This is a genomic window from Bacillus sp. 11B20, from assembly GCF_056098985.1.
In genome coordinates this window covers 88,490-109,431 of record NZ_JBLZWZ010000005.1, presented here as the reverse complement: position 1 = coordinate 109,431, position 20,942 = coordinate 88,490, and the positions used below count along the sequence as shown (strand labels likewise).

Annotated in this window: 19 protein-coding genes; 6 read left to right on the top strand and 13 right to left on the bottom strand. The window is 42.3% G+C overall.

What is annotated here, in order from left to right; genetic code table 11:
• Positions 1–231: 231 nt before the first annotated feature.
• Entirely contained in the window at positions 232–1,272 is a 1,041-nt protein-coding gene (locus tag ACN6NB_RS01390) for a DUF4352 domain-containing protein (RefSeq protein WP_144491694.1), read from the top strand.
• Positions 1,273–1,319: 47 nt separating this feature from the next.
• Here the strand turns inward: ACN6NB_RS01390 and ACN6NB_RS01385 are convergent, their stop codons facing one another.
• The 3 genes from ACN6NB_RS01385 to ACN6NB_RS01375 form a co-directional block, all read right to left on the bottom strand.
• Entirely contained in the window at positions 1,320–2,405 is a 1,086-nt protein-coding gene (locus ACN6NB_RS01385; protein ID WP_474253191.1) for an SEC-C metal-binding domain-containing protein, read from the bottom strand.
• A 191-nt stretch (positions 2,406–2,596) separates the two neighbouring features.
• A complete protein-coding gene (locus ACN6NB_RS01380) occupies positions 2,597–3,535 on the bottom strand; it encodes a response regulator (protein WP_474253190.1) in 939 nt (312 codons plus the stop codon).
• A 4-nt stretch (positions 3,536–3,539) separates the two neighbouring features.
• Positions 3,540–4,826, bottom strand: a complete 1,287-nt coding sequence (locus tag ACN6NB_RS01375) for an ATP-binding protein (RefSeq protein ID WP_126682150.1) — start codon at positions 4,824–4,826, stop codon at positions 3,540–3,542.
• 517 nt (positions 4,827–5,343) lie between these two features.
• Between ACN6NB_RS01375 and ACN6NB_RS01370 the strand changes: the two genes are divergently transcribed.
• Together ACN6NB_RS01370 and ACN6NB_RS01365 are read left to right on the top strand one after the other, a co-directional pair.
• Entirely contained in the window at positions 5,344–6,324 is a 981-nt protein-coding gene (locus tag ACN6NB_RS01370) for a glutaminase (protein ID WP_008342152.1), read from the top strand.
• A 33-nt stretch (positions 6,325–6,357) separates the two neighbouring features.
• The gene (locus ACN6NB_RS01365) at positions 6,358–7,785 is read left to right on the top strand and encodes an alanine/glycine:cation symporter family protein (protein WP_024427211.1); all 1,428 of its coding nucleotides are present in this window, start codon (positions 6,358–6,360) and stop codon (positions 7,783–7,785) included.
• A gap of 39 nt (positions 7,786–7,824) precedes the next feature.
• Here ACN6NB_RS01365 and ACN6NB_RS01360 read toward each other — a convergent pair whose 3' ends face one another.
• From ACN6NB_RS01360 to ACN6NB_RS01345, 4 genes are all read right to left on the bottom strand, one after another.
• Positions 7,825–8,685, bottom strand: coding sequence for an alpha/beta fold hydrolase (locus ACN6NB_RS01360; RefSeq protein WP_228280334.1), 861 nt, complete (start codon positions 8,683–8,685; stop codon positions 7,825–7,827).
• 112 nt (positions 8,686–8,797) lie between these two features.
• The gene (locus tag ACN6NB_RS01355; RefSeq protein WP_025092526.1) at positions 8,798–9,163 is read right to left on the bottom strand and encodes a VOC family protein; all 366 of its coding nucleotides are present in this window, start codon (positions 9,161–9,163) and stop codon (positions 8,798–8,800) included.
• Between the two features lie 100 nt (positions 9,164–9,263).
• Positions 9,264–10,646 carry an amino acid permease gene (locus tag ACN6NB_RS01350; RefSeq protein WP_039176209.1) on the bottom strand — a complete coding sequence of 461 codons (1,383 nt, stop codon included), beginning with the start codon at positions 10,644–10,646 and terminating at the stop codon, positions 9,264–9,266.
• Positions 10,647–10,712: 66 nt separating this feature from the next.
• A complete protein-coding gene (locus ACN6NB_RS01345; protein ID WP_144491691.1) occupies positions 10,713–12,221 on the bottom strand; it encodes a class I adenylate-forming enzyme family protein in 1,509 nt (502 codons plus the stop codon).
• A 262-nt stretch (positions 12,222–12,483) separates the two neighbouring features.
• Between ACN6NB_RS01345 and ACN6NB_RS01340 the strand changes: the two genes are divergently transcribed.
• The gene (locus tag ACN6NB_RS01340; RefSeq protein WP_039176203.1) at positions 12,484–12,921 is read left to right on the top strand and encodes a MarR family winged helix-turn-helix transcriptional regulator; all 438 of its coding nucleotides are present in this window, start codon (positions 12,484–12,486) and stop codon (positions 12,919–12,921) included.
• Positions 12,922–13,112: 191 nt separating this feature from the next.
• On the opposite strand, the gene ACN6NB_RS01335 is transcribed toward ACN6NB_RS01340, so the two are convergent.
• The 4 genes from ACN6NB_RS01335 to ACN6NB_RS01320 form a co-directional block, all read right to left on the bottom strand.
• On the bottom strand, positions 13,113–14,246 hold the full coding sequence (locus tag ACN6NB_RS01335; RefSeq protein WP_047203435.1) for a zinc-dependent alcohol dehydrogenase: 1,134 nt from the start codon (positions 14,244–14,246) through the stop codon (positions 13,113–13,115).
• Between the two features lie 158 nt (positions 14,247–14,404).
• Positions 14,405–15,427, bottom strand: a complete 1,023-nt coding sequence (locus ACN6NB_RS01330) for a quercetin 2,3-dioxygenase (RefSeq protein WP_058837254.1) — start codon at positions 15,425–15,427, stop codon at positions 14,405–14,407.
• Between the two features lie 80 nt (positions 15,428–15,507).
• Complete coding sequence (locus tag ACN6NB_RS01325; protein ID WP_231730800.1) at positions 15,508–16,080, bottom strand: TetR/AcrR family transcriptional regulator; 573 nt, start codon at positions 16,078–16,080, stop codon at positions 15,508–15,510.
• Between the two features lie 37 nt (positions 16,081–16,117).
• Positions 16,118–17,599: an amidase gene (locus ACN6NB_RS01320; RefSeq protein ID WP_064498779.1), complete on the bottom strand. Its 1,482-nt coding sequence runs from the start codon at positions 17,597–17,599 to the stop codon at positions 16,118–16,120.
• 187 nt (positions 17,600–17,786) lie between these two features.
• Between ACN6NB_RS01320 and ACN6NB_RS01315 the strand changes: the two genes are divergently transcribed.
• Complete coding sequence (locus ACN6NB_RS01315) at positions 17,787–19,400, top strand: S8 family peptidase (RefSeq protein WP_039176194.1); 1,614 nt, start codon at positions 17,787–17,789, stop codon at positions 19,398–19,400.
• Between the two features lie 37 nt (positions 19,401–19,437).
• On the opposite strand, the gene ACN6NB_RS01310 is transcribed toward ACN6NB_RS01315, so the two are convergent.
• Entirely contained in the window at positions 19,438–19,974 is a 537-nt protein-coding gene (locus ACN6NB_RS01310; RefSeq protein WP_058837252.1) for a ribonuclease FAU-1 family protein, read from the bottom strand.
• A gap of 111 nt (positions 19,975–20,085) precedes the next feature.
• Here ACN6NB_RS01310 and ACN6NB_RS01305 point away from each other — a divergent pair, with 111 nt between their 5' ends.
• Complete coding sequence (locus ACN6NB_RS01305) at positions 20,086–20,337, top strand: hypothetical protein (RefSeq protein ID WP_144491689.1); 252 nt, start codon at positions 20,086–20,088, stop codon at positions 20,335–20,337.
• Here ACN6NB_RS01305 and ACN6NB_RS01300 read toward each other — a convergent pair.
• Positions 20,332–20,868, bottom strand: coding sequence for a GNAT family N-acetyltransferase (locus tag ACN6NB_RS01300; RefSeq protein ID WP_144491688.1), 537 nt, complete (start codon positions 20,866–20,868; stop codon positions 20,332–20,334). The genes ACN6NB_RS01305 and ACN6NB_RS01300 overlap by 6 nt on opposite strands.
• Between the last annotated feature and the right edge of the window lie 74 nt (positions 20,869–20,942).

Below are 20,942 nucleotides of genomic sequence, written 5' to 3'. Positions count from 1 at the left end.
ATATTATACTTATTTAATTCCTTATTTTATAGGTAATTGTGTTAAAAACTATTAAAAATAGGGACTAAAACCTATTCCTCATCATGAATGAATTTCGATAGAATGAATAGTGCAAATCGTCATTAGGATATTTTCCCCTTTAACACCCGAATATACCATTCTATCTGTTTCTTTTTTCATAGTCAGATAGCGGGAATGAAATGACGAAAGAAAAGCAAAGGAGCATCAACTGTGAATTTTAAAAAAATAAGTGCCCTCCTCATGATTTCATTCGTGATGATCATCTCTGCAGCCTGCCAGAGCTCAGCCAAATCAACAGACACTGACCAAAAGTCAACGAAAACAGCAGAGGTAAAAGTCAATAGCTACGAATATACGTTACCAGAAGACTCAACAACTACCCTGAGAGACAATGAATTGGTACTAAAAGTCAACCTAACGATCACAAACAAAGGTGACAAAGCCCTTTCATTATATAACTCTGACTTCTCCCTTTATCAGGACGATGCCAAAGTATCTGATTTAAAATTCTACGGCAGTAAAGACCGTCTTGACCTTGGTTCACTGAACAAAGGCAAGTCACTTTCAGGAGCTCTATATTTCCTAGTAGACAAAGGGAAAAAATATCAGTTCGTGTATCAGGACAGCATCAAGAAAAACAGTGATTCCATCCAAATCGATCTAGATGGAAACAAAATACTCGATTCAGCAAAAAAGCTGGATAACCCAGCAAAAGCGTTATCAGCATATACCGATATTATTGTTTTTGACAAAAAGAACGATCAATTCGCAGATTTAACGGGTGACAACCAATCGGATGTCGTCAATAAATACCATGAAATGTTTGTTAAAGACTTCAAAAGAAGTGCAGGAATATACGGTAATGAAGTGAGTGACCGTGATATTTTGTCGATGTACAAACGCATTCAAAACACTATGAAGGATAAAGCCAAAGTAGAAACAAGTGTAAAAACCATCTCTGATGACGAAGCAAAGGTTGTCGCTCAAGTAACAGGCATTGATGCTTCTAACTTAAAAGACAAGCTAGACAAACAAAGAGACGAGTTTTACAACGGGAAAATCCGTTCTAAAGAAGAATTGTATAAAAAAAGCTTAAACATGTACGCATCTGAATTCGAAAAGCTCCCTCCCGTCTCCAGCCCAGCTGAATATGAAGTGAAAATGAAACGTAATGGGGATGGTCAATGGAAAATCGACCTAAACGATTATAATACAGAGCAGTACATGAGTGGTTTTATTAAAACAAGATAATCTAAAAAAAAGACGCTGGCCTCTTAAGATGCCGCGTCTTTTTTAGATTATACTGTCGCTTCTTGCTCTTCTTTCACCGCTTTTTCGATATCTTTAAAACGGCTCGATACAGTCGACGCACTAATGCCATACTTCTTCGCTACTTGTGCTTGAGAAAGCGGAGCATCGCTTGCAAGTGAATGAATATAGTATTCGATTCCTGCAGCAAATGACGCTGCTTTACGGATCACAGGTGATTTCTGATCACAGTAGGCTTTCCAAACCGTTAAAGCACCATCTGTCAGGCTTTGGTCACCGTGCTCCTTCATTCCGTCTTCAATCAGCTTAGCTGTTTCCAGCTGGACGTCACTTGCCCAGTCCATACGATCTGCTGATAGACCTGCATCGCCTTCTGTTTGAGCAGGTGTTTCTGATTCTTCTACTTCTTGCTTCGCAAACATACACTTCAGCACATCAGGGAATGATTCTCTCATAAATGTGCTGCGCGCTCCTCCATTTGCTTCATATGAGTCAACAAGCTGGCGGACCTGAAGAAGAAGAGTATCTGTGAACTCTTTCGCAAACATCGTATACTGAATGAAAAACTCTGCTTTTTCTTCAAATTGAACAGGAAAACCAAGCACGAGACTTCCCTTTTCAGGCAGTACCGTTTGATCCGGTTTTACATCTACTTCAACCTTCTCAGCTGTTACCATATCTTCAAAGTAAAGAGACTCGTCCGTTTTTTCATTTAATAAAAGCAAAGATGGTTCCATGTCTGTCCAAGATTGGACCACTTGTCTTGTTTTCGGACGGGTAATATCTTCTGCTTTCTTTGTCAGGAATTCTTGGAAAATGGTTTCTTTCTGATCAGTTAATGGACGGAAGAAGATGCCCCATACACTCAAATGAAAAACTGAGATTTGTTGCGTTTCTTTATCCATATCTGCAAGGAAAGAAAACTCATTAATGAATTGATTGATCGCTCTTTGATGTTTAGAAAAAGCATAATTCATTAAATCCTTTTGAACTTGTACAGCTTCCTTAAACACAAGCTCAGACGTTTGTTCTCCGCCTGATTTTTGACCACAGCAATGTTTATATTTTTTTCCGCTTCCGCATGGGCAGAGCGCATTTCGTTTAATTTTTCCCAAAATAAAACCTCCGACATTCTAGTCTAACCTCACTATTTTAACAAACGATTGCACAGGAGGGTTTTATTTTCAAGAAAAAAGAAAAATCAGAATGATCAGTTAAATGATAAAGACACCTGAAGATCAAGACAGATCATAGGAAAAGCAGACTTTCTCTGTTTATTTTCTCCAATCATACCAACAGATTTTCCTCAGCTCATTTCTTCGAATAACTGCTTTGCTTCAAAATAAAAGATTTGAACGAATTTTTTTGTATTGACTCTGCCCGTCGATCCTGCGGGAGAAGATGTCTTCTGCATTTCTTTCATTCTTTGGCTGACATCGGTAAAATCGAAAAACTTCGACGCGTAGTGCTCAAACTTAGGATTTGAGAAATCTGTTAATCCTAGTGAGGCAAAATGATTCAAGGAATGATGAATAGCTCGTCTAATCCGCTGCTCCGCCGCTTTCACTTCCCGCATCACCTCTACATCGGTTGCACCATGATCCAGCTTTCTTTCTGCGGTTTTGATAAACAGCTGCTTTAGCGGCGGGAAATTGACCTCATGAGAATTGACTGACTGAGTTTCATGTAAATAGAGAAGTATCTCCAGTAAATCCTTAGAGCCGTTCTCACCGACAATTCCGAGCTCAGATAAGAGGAATTCCCCAGCCTCTTTTATCGTTCTTCTCTTCGCTCCAGCGCCGGCACCTTGAGAAAACACAGGCTCTAATGGCAGTACGTGGCGAAGGGAGGCTTGTATATCGTAAATCGATTTTTCCAGTTTGATACGCTCCATGACTTTTCGAATCACACTGACGATTTCAATTCGATTGACAGGCTTATGGATATAATATTCAATCCCTAGTTCATAGGCTTCTGCCATCATCTCTTTCGCCTCTACTTGGGAAATCATAATGACCTTGCCTTTGAATTCAGGGTGAATATGGCGGATGGTTTGAATGCCATCTCTAGCAGGCATTAAAAGATCAATCAAAAGGATGTCTACTTTCTTGAGGTTCAGTGAATGTGCCTCTAATCCAACTCCGTCACCCGCTTCATCTACGACCTCTCCCAAATCCTCATCCTCTATGATTTGACCTAAAATCGAGCGTATTGCACGATCATCATCTGCAATGAAGAATCGCATACACTCACCCTCTCTGTATTAAATTTTGTATAGGAAGGACAAGCAGAAAAGCTGTCCCTTTTGTTTCTTTTGGTTCGATTTGAATATGACCGCCTAGCTCTTGAACCAGCTCTTTCACATAGGATAAGCCTATCCCAGTAGACGGTGTTCCAAATGCATCAAATTTGGAGGTATAGCCTGGATCAAACACAATCTCTCTCATTTTTTTAGGAATCCCCGGTCCATCATCTTCAATCCGAATCTCTATTTTATCATGACTTCCTTTCAATTCGAGTGAGATCATGCCGGTATCCTTTATAGCTTCCACTGCATTGGCCATTAAATTATTAATCAGCGATAAGAAAATAAACACATGATAATCATGTAGATGAATACCCCTTATATCAGAGGTAAAGGAGATGTTTTTCCCAAGAGATAGGGCATACTTCTCTTGAATACGGATCACAATTTGAACGAGCTCTTCCGCCTTCATGTAATCTTGCATATTTTCCTTCGAAATCAGCTTTGAAAGCCCAGCATAAATGCGCTGATTGTCCTTTTTCACTTCATGAATTTCTCCTGCGAGCTTTAACAGCTCCTGACTCACTTTTTTCCCTGCTTCGTGTTCATGCAGCAGACGATAAAGCCGGTATGATTCCTGCGTAATATGCTCTGTATGTTTTAATGTTTTCTTTAAGTGCACCGTTTCTTCATATAAATTCGAAATGACCATCATCATATGCTCATTTTGTTTCATGATCTGCTTCTCTCTTGATTGCGCCTCATACAGCTTCATCATATTAAAAAAACTGATCACCACAAAGCTGTGAGCAAACGCAATGAGGACCATATCGCTCAGCTTTGATAAAGTCATCGTTGTATCAAACACTAGAAATTGTACAAACAGCTCGACAAAATCAGCAACTAATTCGATCATCAGACCGATGATCCCAATGAAAATAGAGCGCTGTTTAAAGCGACCCGTACGGACGGCAAAAAACAGGAACGCATAAGTGAAATAGAAAAAGAAGCTTGGGAATTGCTGATAAAATGATGAAGCCAGATCAGCATTCTGCTGAACCAAATCTAGGCCTACCCGAAAAAGCACAATGGCTGCGCCTGTTAAAAATCCTGGCAATAGCGGTCTAGATTTTCTTAAGAGTAATAAACAAAAGAAAAACGCAGGCGCACCAAAGCTGATGCGAAACGTCTCATTCACAGGATAAAACTTCAGCTCTCCTGCAAGCGGCACAATGACCATCATAAAAATTAAAATGAATGCGTCCTTTTTGACAAGCTGATTTAAACTCAAATGACTGACATCCCTTCCCCTGTTTGCATAGCCACAGTATACAAGGAGACTCTTTTCTCCACAATGTGCAAAAAAATAATTTTCACCGCTCTTTTTATCTCCAAAATCCTTTTTTATGACTATTCTCCGGGGCAGCAAGGTGACCTTTCAGCTATTCAGTGTTTTGATCATTGACGACAATAATAGGAATTGTTTAGACAAAAGTCGACAGACTGATTTTTATTTGTAAGTTTTTCTGTAGATTTACGTCAGATTGTGTAGTTTCCAAGATAAATTGAATGAATAATTTTAGTGAAACTAGATGTAAGCGTTTTCTTAATTTTCACTAAAAACCCTTTTTGTTTTTCCACCGACAATGCCTTCATTTGTACATATATTTAGGTGTAAAGGAGTGGTGCAAGCAGCGCATGACAAGTTCTTTGAAGATGTGTAACATGTTTTCGTGCCTATTTGATCGCATTTTTTGTCATCCGCCAATTCAATAGGGTACTTTTTGATTTTTGATTGGAGGAATCGTATGAAAACAGCAATTTCTAATAATACACAACACGCATGCCAGTCTTCTGTTGATCAATGGGCAGAAGAAATACGTCCGTATTACAAGAACGGGCAGAATGCTGGCTACATTCCAGCACTCGGAAAAGTGAATTCCTCTCAACTTGGTATCAGCGTGATAGGCCCAGATGGATCATCTGTACGATATGGTGATTGGGACGTTCCCTTTACCCTGCAAAGTATCTCAAAAGTCATCAGCTTTATAGCTGCCTGTTTAGGAAGAGGCGTACCTTACGTCTTGGATCGGGTAGATGTAGAGCCAACTGGTGATGCATTTAATTCCATCTACCGTCTTGAGATGCATAAACCAGGGAAGCCCTTTAATCCAATGATTAATGCTGGAGCTATTACCGTATCCTCCATCCTTCCCGGAAAGACTTCTACAGAAAAGCTAGCATATATTTTCGATTTAATCGAAAACTTAATAGGTAAGCGTCCTTCTGTTAATGAAGAGGTTTATCAATCAGAATGGGCAACTGCGCATCGCAACCGGGCACTTGCTTATTATTTAAAAGAAACCAATTATTTAGAATCGGATGTCGAGGACACGTTAGAAGTGTATTTAAAGCAATGTTCCATCGAGGTCACAACAGAGGACATCGCCTTGATTGGACTGATTATATCAAGTGATGGCTACCATCCCTTTAAACAAGTCCAAGTCATCCCAAAGGATATCGCCAGACTAACAAAGGCATTGATGCTGACATGCGGCATGTATAATGCGTCTGGGAATTTTGCTGCTTTCGTAGGCGTTCCAGCCAAAAGTGGTGTGTCTGGAGGAATTATGGCTTGCGTTCCGCCAAGCGCAAGAAGAGAGTTCCCGTTTCAGACAGGCTGTGGTATTGGCATTTACGGTCCTGCCATTGACGATTGTGGAAATAGTATTACCGGCGTCATGATGCTGAAAAAGCTCGCTAAAGAGTGGGATCTCAGTATTTTTTAAAAAGAACAGTGATGAATTCGAAGAGGTGATGTTATGAACGAAAAAGCTTTGCTATCTTATTTAACACATACAAATGATTTTATTTGGACTTATATTGTGATTGCTTTGTTACTTGGTGTTGGGGTGTACTTCACATATAGAACACGCTTCCTGCAAGTGAGAATGATCAAAGAAATGCTGCGTGTCCTGAAAGAAGGAAGAAAAGAAAAAGAGGGAATATCACCGTTCCAAGCATTTGCCATCAGTATGGCAGCACGCGTAGGGACAGGGAATATCACAGGGATTGCCATCGCTATTGCCATTGGTGGCCCTGGTGCCATCTTTTGGATGTGGATCGTAGCCATTATCGGATCTGCTTCAAGTTTCGTTGAAAGTACACTAGCTCAAGTATATAAAGTAAAAGACAAAACAGGCTTCCGCGGTGGACCTGCTTATTACATGGAAAAAGGGTTAAACAAGCGCTGGATGGGGATTTTATTTGCGATCCTGATCACGATTTCTTTTGGAATCGTCTTTAACGCGGTTCAATCCAATACGATCACTGTCGCTTTTAAAAATTCCTTTGGTTTAGACCGTTTAACCGTCGGTATTGTGATGGCAGTCATTTTTGCAGCGATCATTTTCAAAGGCATCCAAGCGATTGCAAAGGCTTCTGAATACATTGTGGTTGTGCTTGCAGTTGCTTACATCGGTATTGCGTTCTTTGTCATTGTCACAAATATCACGGAACTTCCTGGTGTCATCAGCACGATTGTGAAACACGCCTTCGGGTTTGAACAGTTCGCTGGCGGTACGCTAGGCGGTGCTTTATTACAAGGGATTAAACGCGGTCTCTTCTCAAATGAAGCTGGTATGGGTAGTGCACCTAACGCAGCAGCAACGGCTGTCACGAGCCACCCTGTTAAACAAGGATTAATCCAAGCATTCGGCGTGTTAACAGATACGTTAATTATTTGTACAAGCACAGCCTTCCTTGTTCTGTTTTCTGATGCGTATAAAACAACAAATTTGCAAGGAATTGAATTAACACAGGCTTCTCTCAGTCAGCACATTGGACCATGGGCATCTGGATTCCTTGCCATCATGATTTTCCTATTCGCGTTTAGTACATTGATTGGTAACTATTACTATGGGGAAACGAACATTGAATTCCTTGGAGCGAACAAAATTTGGCTTAACATCTATCGAATTGCCGTTATTGGAATGGTTCTGTTCGGTGCGGTTGCCACTGTTCCTCTTGTTTGGGGTCTAGCCGATCTCTTTATGGGACTCATGGTCATCGTCAACCTCATCGCTATTACCATGCTGTCTAAGGTCGCCTTCGCAGCACTGAAGGATTACACGAGACAGAAAAAAGAAGGCAAAGATCCTGTTTTCTATAAAAATGCCGTTCCAAACAATGAGAAAATTGAATGCTGGGACGACGAACCTGCTGCATTGAAAAAGAATCAAATCGGATAAATCAAAAAAGCTCTGGTCCTCTGATCAGAGCTTTTTTCTTTATGTCAAGAATTCGAGTATGAGTTTGTTGACGACGTCTGGTTTTTCATGATTGATCCAATGAGAGGCATCATCGACAAAGATCAGCTGGCCATTTGGACAGATCTTAATCGTTTCCTTCGCCAGCTTTCTGCTTAAAAATTTGTCCTCCATCCCCCAGATCATGCGAACAGGAACGAGAATTCGTTTTGAAATTGGCTTTTCAAAGCCGCCTTTTTTAATGGCTCGGTACCAATTCAGCATTGAGGTCAAGGCGCCTGGCTGCGTCCAAGCGAGCTTGTAGCTTGAGACATCTTCCTTCGTGAACAAATGTGGTCTTGCAGTAAGCCCAATGGCTTCATCCAGCTTTTGAAAGTGATTTTCTTGAAGTGCTGCCTCTGGAACATTTGGGAGCTGAAAAAAAGCGATATAAGAGCTTTTCTTCCACTGCGGCGGATAAAAAGGAAGAACCTTCATCATCACCCGCGGATGCGGCATATTCACAATGATTAATTTCTCGACATATTGAGAACGGGTCGAAGCCAAATGCCAAGCAACAGCCCCGCCCCAGTCATGTCCTCCGACAATCGCCTTTTGGTTCGGGCTCAGCGTCTTGATCAAACCCACAATATCATCTCTCAATTTATCTAATACGTAGGATTCGACTCCTTCTGGCTTGTCACTTAGGTGGTAGCCTCTTTGATCAGGAACGACAACACGATAGCCCGCCTTAGCCAAGGGGATGATTTGATTTTTCCAGCCGTACCAAAACTCAGGAAACCCGTGGAGCAGTACAAGCAGCGGGCCATTTTCCGGTCCAGCCATTGCTGTATGAAGTGTTATACCATTTGTTTGGATTGATTGAAACTCAATTTGTTCCATTCCTTTGCCACCCTTCTCCTTGTCCTTTTATTCTTCCAACATAGCATATTTTCCATTTTTCAGAAAATAAAAACACTCACAAAAAAACCTTCACACTGGTGAAGGTCTTAGTCTATTTCATATAATTCAGAACCCAGATTAACCCGTTTTTCCGGTCCTGTACTTGTCCGTGAAGTGCGCCAAAGAAGGTATCCTGTAATTCAACCAGTACATCTCCATCAGCTTCCAGTGCTTCATAGACAGCCTTTAGTTCTTCTTCATTGTCAAACTGCATGATCAATCTGAGATTCTCTGGCTTTGGCGTGCGTCCAAACGTATCTGAAAAATGAAGCAGCGATTCCCCAAGATGCAATTCAGCATGCAGGACACGGTCTTGATGTTCATTTAAGATTTGAATATCCCCACCAAAAATCCCTTGATAATATTGAAGAGATTCTTTCACATCTTCTACAACAATATAAGGACTAACACTAATCATATCCCTCATCCTCCTCTTGTTCCGTCCATTATCTCGTTTATAGCTTATCCCAAATCGTATGAAAAAAGGCACAAATCGTCAACGGATTTGCACCTTTTTCTCATGAAGATTTCGCTAATTCACTGTGTTTGTTTGAATACGCTGCGTACATGACGACACCGATTAACAGCCAAACCCCAAAGTAAAGCCATGTCCGGCCTGGTAAGTTGAGCATAAGGAACAAGCAGCAGCCCATTGATATAATCGGCAAAACCGGCACAAAAGGAACCCTGAAGCCCCTCTCAAGCTGCTGATGTGTCTTTCTCAAAATAAGCACAGATAAACTGACCATGGCAAACGTTAATAACGCACCGATATTCGCTAAGTTGGACAGATCCTTCAAATCAATAAAGCCTGAAATAACAGCTGTCATTCCGCCAATCATCCATATGCTAGCAACAGGCGTATCGCTTTTGTTTGTTTTTGAAAACACTTTAGGCAAAAGTCCGTCTCGGCCCATCGCATAGGCAATTCGAGTTGCCGCATAATTATTGGCGAAAATCACAGCCATCAATCCAATGACCGCACCAACAGAAATAATACCAGCCACGCTATTTTGATGTACACTTTGCAGGACATAGGACATAGCTTCTGTAACGTTCAGCTTTGTATAATGCACCATGCCTGTCATGACCAAACAAACGACAATGTAAATGACCGTACAAATAAGTAATGAACCTATGATCCCAATTGGCAGGTTCCGCTGCGGATTTTTCACCTCTTCTGCTGATGCAGATATCGCATCAAATCCTAAAAAGGCAAAAAATACAGCAGCAGCACCGGCAATGACACCTTCTGCGCCAAACGGCATAAATGGCTGCCAATTGGCTGGCTGTACATAAAAGCCGCCTACTACAATGAAAAGAACAATAATACCGAGTTTCACAAACACCATGATATTATTAAATTTTTTACTTTCCTTCGTTCCTCTAGATAAGATCCACGCAATCAGTAAAGCAATGATAATCGCCGGCAGATTCATATATCCGCCTTGCTCCGGCCCCGCTAAGAATTGATGCGGAATCGAAATTCCAAATCCCTCAAGCAGGCTGTTGAAATAACTCGACCAGCCGCTGGCGACAGCTGAAGCTGTCAGCATATAAACAGATAATAAGGTCCAGCCCATCAAATGGCCTACAAGCTCGCCCATGGTTGTATATGAATAAATGTATGCACTGCCGAATACAGGGAGCGCTGACGCCATTTCTGCATAGCAAAGTGCTGCCAAACTGCACACAATGGCTGCAATTGCAAAAGAGAAAATGACAGCCGGTCCAGCATCCTTAGCTGCTGTAATTCCAGTTAATACCATAACCCCTGTACCAATCACCGCCCCTATACCAAGAAGCGTGAGATCAAGCCCGCCCAGCGTTTTCTTTACCTTTTGCTGTCTGCTCTGTTCCAACAAATCGTGAATGTGTTTCTTACGAAGAATATGTCGCAAACCCTTTCCCTCCAAAACGTTAGAAAAACAAAAAATCATTCAAATTTCATTATAGCAGAATAGGTACTAAGCATTCACAACCAATTCACGTAAATCTTTCTTCATGATTTTACCAAGCTTGTTTTTTGGCAGTTCACTGATGAAATGAATGGATGGCACTTTGTAATCTGCCAAACGTTCCTGACAATAGTTCACCACATCTTCTTCGCAGAAATCTACGGATTCGTCTTTTATGATATATGCACTTGGTACTTCTCCATATAATTCGTCCGGCACCCCGATGACAGCTGATTCAATCACACCCGGAATTTGTTCAATGACCTCTTCTACTTGATCAGGGTAGATATTATCTCCGCCGTATAAAATCACATCTTTGTATCTGCCTGTGATAAATAGAAAACCGTCTTCGTCTAGATAGCCTGCATCTCCCATATGGAACCATCCATCTTTGAGTACCTTCGCAGTTGCGTCAGGCTGATGATAATAGCCTAAGAAATAAAACGGACTTCTCATGACGACTTCGCCAATTTCTCCAGCTGGCAGTGTTTCCTCTGTCTCAGGATGAACGATTTTCACTTCTACATCTGGATCCACTTTACCAGCAGAGCCCATTTTATCCTCGCCCATCGCAGGATGCCACGCACTGACAACCCATGCTTCCGTGCTTCCATAGCCATGCATCATCTGAATGCCTGCTTCTTTGTAGTCCTTAATCAAACGGACCGGCACCTTCGTACCGCCAGAAATCGCAATTTCAAAGGATGAAAGATCATACGAACCACGCTTCATTTCTTCCAACATGTACGTATAAGCTGAAGGGAAAGCCATCATGAACGTAATTCTTTCTTTTTCAATTGTTTCTAAAATGCGCTTCGGTGTTGCATCATGTAAGAAAACAAGCGTATACCCTTCAATCGCAGCGGCGATCAGGTGATTAATTGAACTCATATGATACAGAGGGTGACTCGCTAAGTACCGCTTTCCTTTCAAGTCAAATCCTCGATTCCCACGTCTTGTTAAAAATTGATAGATTCGTCCATGTCCGACCATACAGCCTTTTGGATTACCCGTTGTCCCAGAGGTAAATAAGATCATCGCTAGATCCTCCTCTGATACCTCTTCTGCAAGATCACTGCCATCATTTGAAGCCAATATATCTTCAAACAGCTGCGTTGTTTTCGCATTCACACCAGATTCTACCATGAGACAGTTGTCTAAAGACACATCCACTGCAGCAATAATGTCACGGAATTCTCGGTCAAAGAATAAAGCCTTTGGCTCTGCTTTTTTCAAAATCCCTTCCAGCTCAAAAGAAGTAAGCTGCCAGCTAAGCGGAACTGCGACTGCACCTGCTTTAATGGCTGCCAGCATAATCGTTGAAAAGTGATGATGGTTTTGACAAATAAAGCAAACGCGATCGCCTTTTCGAATTCCTTTTTGATGTAAGTAATGAGCGAGCTGGTCGATGCGTTTTGCATATTCTTCAAATGTATAAGACACACCTCCGCCAGTTACCGCCTCAATTTGTGAAGAGCGTTCCATTCTGTCGTTTAGTAATGCCTGTAAAGTATTCAATATCTTCATCTCCAAACGTTTGATTTCCAATAGCCAATTTCCAGCGAATTGGGTTGGCAGATTTTATCTCATTCACATTCTAAAATAAAAACAGCTGAAAGTAAAATCATTTCATTTTGGAATTGTTCCTTTTATTAATTGATAATATAGGTAATTTTATAGCCGTCTTCCATTTTGGTTTAAATCATGATGATTATTATGATAAGATAGACCTAGTAATTGATCGGAAAATGCGAATGCAATAGGAAAAGAGGTATGGAGAATGCAACATTTCGAGCTAGAGGCAAGTTTGTTAGACCATGCACTGACAAAGTATTTAAAGGCGACGAAACAATTAGATGAAGAAAATATTCCGAAAAACGTCACGAATGTTAAAGGATTTATTTTACGTATCATCTACCGCCATCAATCATGTACTGTGAAAAATATTCTTCAGGAAGTTTCATTATCTCCCTCTGCAACAACAACCGCTCTCAATCACTTAGAAGACGAAGGGCTGATTATCCGCTCTCGAAATAATAATGACCGCCGGACTGTGTGGATTGAACTCTCTGAATTGGGTGAACAAATTGCTAAACAAATGATCGACAATCGCCAGCTGCTTGTGAATCAATTGTTCAACCACCTTTCAGAGGAAGATAAAAAAACATTTTTTGAATTAATCGAAAAAATGATGGACGAGCACACATTAAAGGCTTAGGAATACTCCTAAGCCTTTAGATTTTTGACAAAGGGCTAAAAGCCCTTTGTCTTCTTTTCAGAGTGATCGAAAACCTTTGCAGCCCTAGGAAGGATGAGTAATGGAGCGGAGCGAATTGAACATTCATGAGCACCGGTACGCAGACCTGGCACCGAATGCGAAGGTTTGTCTATACGTCCTAAGCCTTCTTTTTATGGCTTTAAGACGACCTTTATACAATCATCCTGTTTGTCATTGAAGATGTGGTACGCATGAGCAGCTTCATCTAATGGCAATTTGTGTGTGATAATGGCTCTTGGATCGATTTCACCGCTTGTCACTTTTTGATAGAGCTTTGACATGTATCCTCGAGCAGGGGCTTGGCCCATTTTCAAGGTGACGTTTCTTGCGAAAAAAGCACCTAATGGGAACATATTGTACAGGCCGCCGTACACACCCGTCATCTGCACTGTTCCGCACTTGCGAACGGCTTTTGTGGCAATTTGAATGGGTCCGATCGTTCCGCCTTGCAGCTTGAGCTTTTGCTCAATTTTTTCAAGCGGCGACTTCTTACCGTCCATTCCCACACAATCAATCACAACATCGGCCCCGCCCTTGGTGAGCTCCTTTAACGTTTCTCCCATGTCGGGATCTTCTGTAAAGTCAAAAACCTCCACGCCGCTCATCCGTTTTGCATGCCGCAGGCGGTAATCGATGTAATCGACGGCTATCACACGTTCCGCCCCTTTTTGCCAAGCAAATTGCTGTGCCATTAACCCAACAGGTCCGCAGCCTAGCACGATGACCGTATCGCCTTTTTTCACACCTGCGTGCTCTACGCTCCAATAGGCGGTTGGCAGGACATCTGATAAGAACAGCAATTGTTCATCCTCCAGCTCACAATCCTCTGGAATCTTAAACGGGGTGTAATTTCCAAAAGGTACGCGTAAATACTCTGCCTGTCCTCCGGGATAATTCCCATATTTCTCACTATAGCCAAAAAGTCCACCCGAGTCGTAGTGCGGGTTTGAGTTGTCGCATTGGCTTTCTAAGTGATGATCGCAATATTGGCATTTACCACATGCAACGGTAAATGGAATGACGACACGGTCTCCCTTTTTTACGGCTGTGACATCCGGGCCAACTTCCTCCACAATCCCCATTGGTTCATGCCCAATCACATAGCCGATTGGAAGCGGGAAATTCCCCTGATACAAATGTAAATCTGATCCACAAATTGATGTCGATGTTATCCGTATAATCACATCTTCTCGATCTTGAATCGACGGTGCATCTACTTTTTTCACTGCAATGCTATTTTTCCCTTGATAAGTAACGGCTCTCACATGCATTTCCTCCTTTAGCTCAAGTCATCTTTACATAGCTTCACCTTGAATGAATGCTTCATTCATCGAATGAGAAATTTATGTGGAGGAGGCAAAAAACAAAAAAAGCCTGTCGATTGTTTCGACAGACTCATAATGTTGTGTAACGCGTTACACACTTATTCCTTTTCGACAAAAAACAAATCATATTGAGTTGAAGTCTCCCGATTGAACATGAAATTCCCTTCTTGAATAAAATAGGGACATATACTTTGTCTTGGAGATTCTTCAAACTGCTCATACACCTGCTCAATTTCTCCTGGTAGCAGCAAAACCAACATTTTATTTGAATGAGACATAAATTCATAAGAGTGAATCGTATCAGGCGGGATATAGGCAAAGTCACCCGGCATCAAGCAAATATCTTCTCCATTCAAATGAAGGTTCATTTTCCCTTCAACACAATAGAGCGCTTCAGTATGAACTTGATGATAATGCGGCGGGAAATATTTCTCCTTCGCTCCTTCAATCACAAAATGACTAAATCCGCCCCCTGTTGTTTCTACTGTTGCAATCAGCTCATGAATCTGACCATCAATGATGTATTGCTTCCCTTCACCAGCCTCTAATACATAAGGCTGCACCTTTTGAGGGAGCTGACTATGAAATAAAACGGAGGGCCTCGTTGTATTGGACAGTTCTCTGATTCCATGCATCAGGATGATATCGCTTTCTTTTTCAGCCTGCTGAAAACTGGCTGCATCGAAAGCATGATTCATCATAGAGCATTCATTCTGAAAAAGCCTCTTCCCAATTTGCTGATAGACATCTGTCATTTTTCCGCCCAGCGTATATGAAATAAATCTTGTTTTATGACTATGCATTCTGTAGCCATGAATCGTTTTGGGCGGGATATGAATATAATCAAAGGCAGTTACCATGTATTTTTTACCGTCCAGCATCACTTCAAGCTTTCCTTCCAGCACAAAAATGGTTTCAAATAAGTGCTCATGACAGTGCAGCGGGAAATAAGCTCCTTTCCCACCTGTGATTAAGGCAAGCTCAAACAGCTGATTCGTTTGATTTGCTTCTGCCAGCATTTGAACAAGCTGATTCTCCAGCCCATACAGTTTTCCTGAACCAGACATGGTATAAAAAGAGGTACCTTCGGATTGCTTGATCGATTGCGGTTGCTCCGACATCCCATCACTCCTCATGACGAATTGACTATCTATATTATATAGACCAATTGATATAATAGATAGACAATATGCGAGAGATTTTACTCTTCTCGCATAAATAAGTGTCTAAGGTAACTTTTTACGTGTTCTAAAGGGGTCGTTTGTTTGAGTGCAGTCGTCATCGATAGACCACCGATTACCATTGAGTGAAGGAGAGAAGCCAGCTCATCCGCTTTGTTTTCTTCATACCCGCTGTTCATTAGCTTTTCTTTTACAAGCTCCTGCCAGCGGATCATTTCTTGTTTGCATGCAACATGGAGCTGCGTGTTTTCCGGCTTTGACTCTGCCGCCAGCAAGACAATTGGAATCCCTCTTTCACTTTCTTTCTCCATAAATCCTCGAATGATGTTTGTCATAAAACGATCGATGGCAATATACGGATCATCCGAATAAGCAAAGCCTTCTTCAATTTGATTGATGACCTTTTGACTAATGTATTCAACAGATGCAATGGCCAGCTCTTCTTTTCCATTTGGAAAGTAATAATAAAGAGAGCCTTTAGGTGTGCCGCTCTCTCTGATAATTTGATTCAATCCTGTCGCATGGTATCCCTGTTTACGTAAAAGAAGTGCTGCCGTTTGAATGATTTTATCCTTCGTACTCACGTGTGACACTCTTTTCCCTCCATAGACCAAAGTCGCTTATCATGCGTTATCGATTTAATTGTCTAGTTCCTTTCCAAATCGAGGATGTCTCCATTTCCGCCGCAAGCCTGAGCAGCCAGTCCTCTTTCCCTTTAGGCGCTGTCACCTGTACCCCTAAAGGCATGCCCGCGCTAGTGAGATGAACCGGTACACTCATTGATGGCTGACCTGTTAAGTTGGCAAGCTGTGTAAATGGGGTGTAGGTCAAGCTCTTGAGGAACATATCATAAATAAGATCCTGCTGTGCTTGCATTGAAAGAGATGACACACGTAAAAGTTCGGCTGTTTCCTGATCTGAATGCATAAGCTCACCAACCTTTGGAGCTGAATAGGCAGTAGCTGGTGTCACATAGAGATCGTAGGTTTGATGAAATGACGCCATTTGTGCAGCAGCCCGATCCCACGCATCAAGACTTTCTGTATAAGCAGCTGCGGTCACATTCTTGCCAGCCTCCGCCAGCACCCATGCCACGATGTCCGTTTCCTCCGGCTTTACTGGACGCCCTAAGGAACGAGCCAAGGAAGTGAATAACGCAGACATTTCTCCACTGTTCATCACGTAATATTGCTGCATGAGATGAACCCCATCAATTTCCGGCTTGGCTTCTTCTACTTGATGACCTTGCTCACTCAGCCATTTCACTGTTTGCTGAACCGCCTGCTTCGCTTCCTCACTGACCTTCGTGCCAACTGGAGATTCTACACTGTAAGCAATTCGCATAGAAGATGTACGTTTCACCAGATCCTCTTGGTAACTGCCATCGTATAACGGAGTTTGGAAAGCAGCTTCGGGCTGAATGACTTGAAGAAGATCAAGAAGGGCTGCACTGTCCCGCACGGTTTTTGTGAGTGTAAAGTCGATGGAAGCCCCTTGCCACTGCCTTCCTGCGCCTGGGCCTACCGGCGTTCTTCCCCGCGTAGGCTTAAGACCGAACAAACCGGTAAAGGAGGCTGGAATCCGAATGGAACCACCGCCATCACTTGCTCCGCCAGCAGGTACAATGCCGCTTGCAACAGCTGCTGCTGTCCCGCCGCTTGAGCCGCCTGGAGAATAGTCCGTATTCCAAGGATTTCTCGTTGGCCCATGTAACGCAGGTTCCGTCACATTTCTTAAACCGAATTCCGGTGTATTTGTATGCCCAATCATGAGAAAACCAGCCTGCTTCAATCGATCAACAAAGTGCGAATCCGAGTTGGCTTTTACATCCTTTAACAGCAAAGCGCCTGCTGTCAGCGGTTCGTTTTTAATCCCTTGTGATATATTTTTCAGCACAAACGGAACGCCTGCAAATGGCTGATACTCATGTAACTCCTTGATATCTTTTAAAACTTGATCTTGTCTCGTCTGTATCACAGCGTTTAGTTCTGGATTGACCTCATTCAATCTATTAAATGCAGCCTGCATAAGCTCCTCGGGCGTTACCTGCCTATTCCGCACAAGTGCTGCTAAGCCAGTCGCATCATACGTCATATACTCTTTTACGTTCATCAGCATGTCCTTCTTTCTCTTATCTTGATGTCTCTATTGTCTACTAGAATTCTATGAATTTCAATTTCAGGTTACTAGTAAAAATAACTTTCTCAACAAGACGACAATTCTACTATCCCATCCCTCTGCTTTCTCCGATATAATAGAGAAAAAAAGACCGAGATCATCGGATGAGAGGAGCCACGCCTTGAAAAGGAAAATATTGATCGTCATCGCGTTTCTTCTTGCGCTGACAACTGCTTTGCCCTTCCATTCGCAGGCAGCTGCACCGTCAAAAGAAACAGATGTTATCATCGTCTATAAAAATCAAAAAGGGAAACAAACAGCTATTGAGGAAAGTGAGAAAGTGAACGCACAGTACATACATCTTCCCGCGGTCGCTGTGACAGCAGATGAACAAGCGGTCACCTCACTCAAAAAAGACCCAAACATCGCTTACGTCTCAAAAAACGTAAAGGTTAAACTCGCAGCTTCTACTGTGAAGAAAACAGCCGCTGCTACTAATCAGGATGCATTGGTACAAAAATCTTACAACCTGCAAAAACTCAATATAAAACAAGCAATAAAAGAAGGCGTCACTGGTAAAAATGTAAAAGTAGCCGTTTTAGATACTGGCATTTTCTCACACGAGGATTTAAAGGTAGCCGGCGGTAAATCATTCGTGAACTACACATCCTCTTATAAAGATGATGAAGGACATGGCACACATGTCGCCGGCACGATTGGTGCGCTTAATAACGATTATGGAACAGTTGGCGTCGCTTCTGGTGTGAAGCTGTATGCTGTGAAAGTGTTAGATAAAACGGGAGAAGGCGATCTATATAGTCTGCTTCGAGGCATCGATTGGGCGATTACCAACAAGATGGACATTATTAATTTAAGTTTAGGCTTTGAAGACAATATCCCCATCTTGCGTTCAGCAGTGGATGAAGCCTATAAAAAAGGACTACTTGTAGTCGCTGCAAGCGGAAATGATGGGAAAAAGAATCATATTAGCTACCCTGCCGCTTACAATAGCGTCATTGCCGTATCTGCAACGACTGACAAAGACAAACTCGCGTCTATCTCGAATACAGGGAAAGGGATTGAATTTTCTGCCCCTGGCCAGAACGTCATCAGCACTTATTTAAAAAATGAATATTGGTATGCAACGGGTACATCACAAGCTGCACCGCATGTCACAGGAATGCTGGCACTGTTAAAGCAGCTTCATCCGAAGAAAACAAATGCACAGCTTCGCACTTTATTGCGCAGCTATACAGTGGATCTTGGTGCAAAAGGGAGGGATCCACAATTCGGCTATGGCCGCGTGCAATATGTGCCGCAATCCTCCTTTTTAAAGGCTGCTGCCAGTGCTGTTAAAAAAGCCGAAACATCTAAAAAGCAGGAAGATGTCAATCAAGCCAAAACAAGAATTGGCCGGCTCACTGCAAGCAAACAAAAAACAGCACTCACAGAACGGGTGAAGAAAGTCCAAGCAGCCATTGATATCCGCTCGGCACGTGCAAAGGTCAAAACAGCCGAAAAAAACAAAACACAGGGCGCTATTAAAAGTGCTCAAACGGCCATCAAAAAACTAAACAAAGGCAAAGAAAAAACAAGCCTGCAAAACCGGCTCGACAAAGTCAAAAAACAAGTCGCTTATCAAAAGAAAGTGACAGACGCTAAACAAAAGGTCAAAAAAGCGGAAGCGAAACGAACAAAGAAAACAAAAGCAGCGGCCCAAAGCGCTGTCAAACAGCTAAAAGCCTCCAAAACAAAAACCAATTTACAAAAACGATTAAACCGTATTAAGGTTTAACAAAAAAACGATTCCTTTCAGCGAGGAATCGTTTTTTCTATTTCAACATCGGCTCAAACAAACTGTGATGATATTTTCCTTCGGCATCTGCCCTCACTTGATCGAGAATGCTTTCTAACGAAGCCATCACGCCCTTTAATGCCCGATGCACCGAACCGTGTTCAAAATCCGCTAAACTCTCCGGCAATTCATCTTCATCCAGCACAAAGACATCACCATTCGGAAGAACGAGGAGATCAATAATGAGGTCTTCAAACATGACCAGCTGGCCGTTGAATTGAGTGTCTCCCACCATATTAAGATAAGACCCTAGTTCCTTCCCTTGATCATCTCTCCAGAAATATATGTTGTAAGGACGATCCTTCCAATAATAAGCGGTCGTATAGCTCCCTTTTGGAATGGTCAGAGCACCATCACCTGCCCTCATCGTAAACGGGTCTTCAATCTTGTGAAACAGCACAGCCTGCTGCTTCTGTGCGTCTAACAGCTGACAGGTATGTTCCACAACTTTTTGATCGTATTTGATTTTTCTCTCGATGACTTCATCCCAACGATCCGCATGCAGCGAAAACAATATGCACAACTCCCTCTAACACTCGTTTCTTTCTAGTATACACCGATTTTTTTTGAAGAAATAAAGGATTGCGCTTTTACTTCTGGAAGATGAATGATGAGGTGAAAAGAAATGAACGGAATCACGATTCTTGAAAACTTTACACAGCTTGGACAAATCATCCTCATTATTTGCGGCTTTGCCCTTTATTGGCAGCTAGTGAAAACGAAGAGAGAACGAAAGCTGTCTCCTTATGAGCGCATGTTAAAATTCTTTGTCATGTTCGGGTATCATATTGGGCGCTGGCACTGTGGCAGTAAATTGAAAAAAGGAAGAGCTGCCCATGGACGTAAGCTCTTCCTTTTGCTGCACGTTATATTATGAACCTGCCGGCTGTTCTTTCTTGATCACATATTGATAGCTCTTGACATGCGTCCCACTCGAGCTCACAAAATCTTTATCAAGCGCACGCTCAAAGCCCATTCTTTCATATAGGCGAATAGCGGCCTGCATTTTATCAGATGTATGCAGATACAGGACATTTTCGCCCCATGATTGCGTTAGTTCAATACTTTTACGCAGCAATGACTCTGCAATCCCTTTTCCCCTCACAGCGGGATCTACTCCTAAAAACCGGACGATGGCTGATGTAATGCCCATTTCTGGATTGTCATATGCTTGCTCTGATGATCGGAACATTTGAAGCGTCCCCACAACCTTGCCATCAAGCTCAGCCACCAGCATCAGCTCCATGTTCGGATTATCTACAGCTGCTGAAAGCGCGGCAGAATAATCTTGCCAGCCTTCCTCTGTAAATTGAGGCGCATACTGTGCATAGGATTTGATCAGCACGTTCCTGATGGCCTCATGATCTTCTTTGACTGCTTGACGAATGATCAGCTCTTGCTGCTTCATGTCAGCACCTCCTGCTCTCTATTAGTGGATATACGTATCATGCAATCACTGCATGTGATAGCCTTACTCTTTTC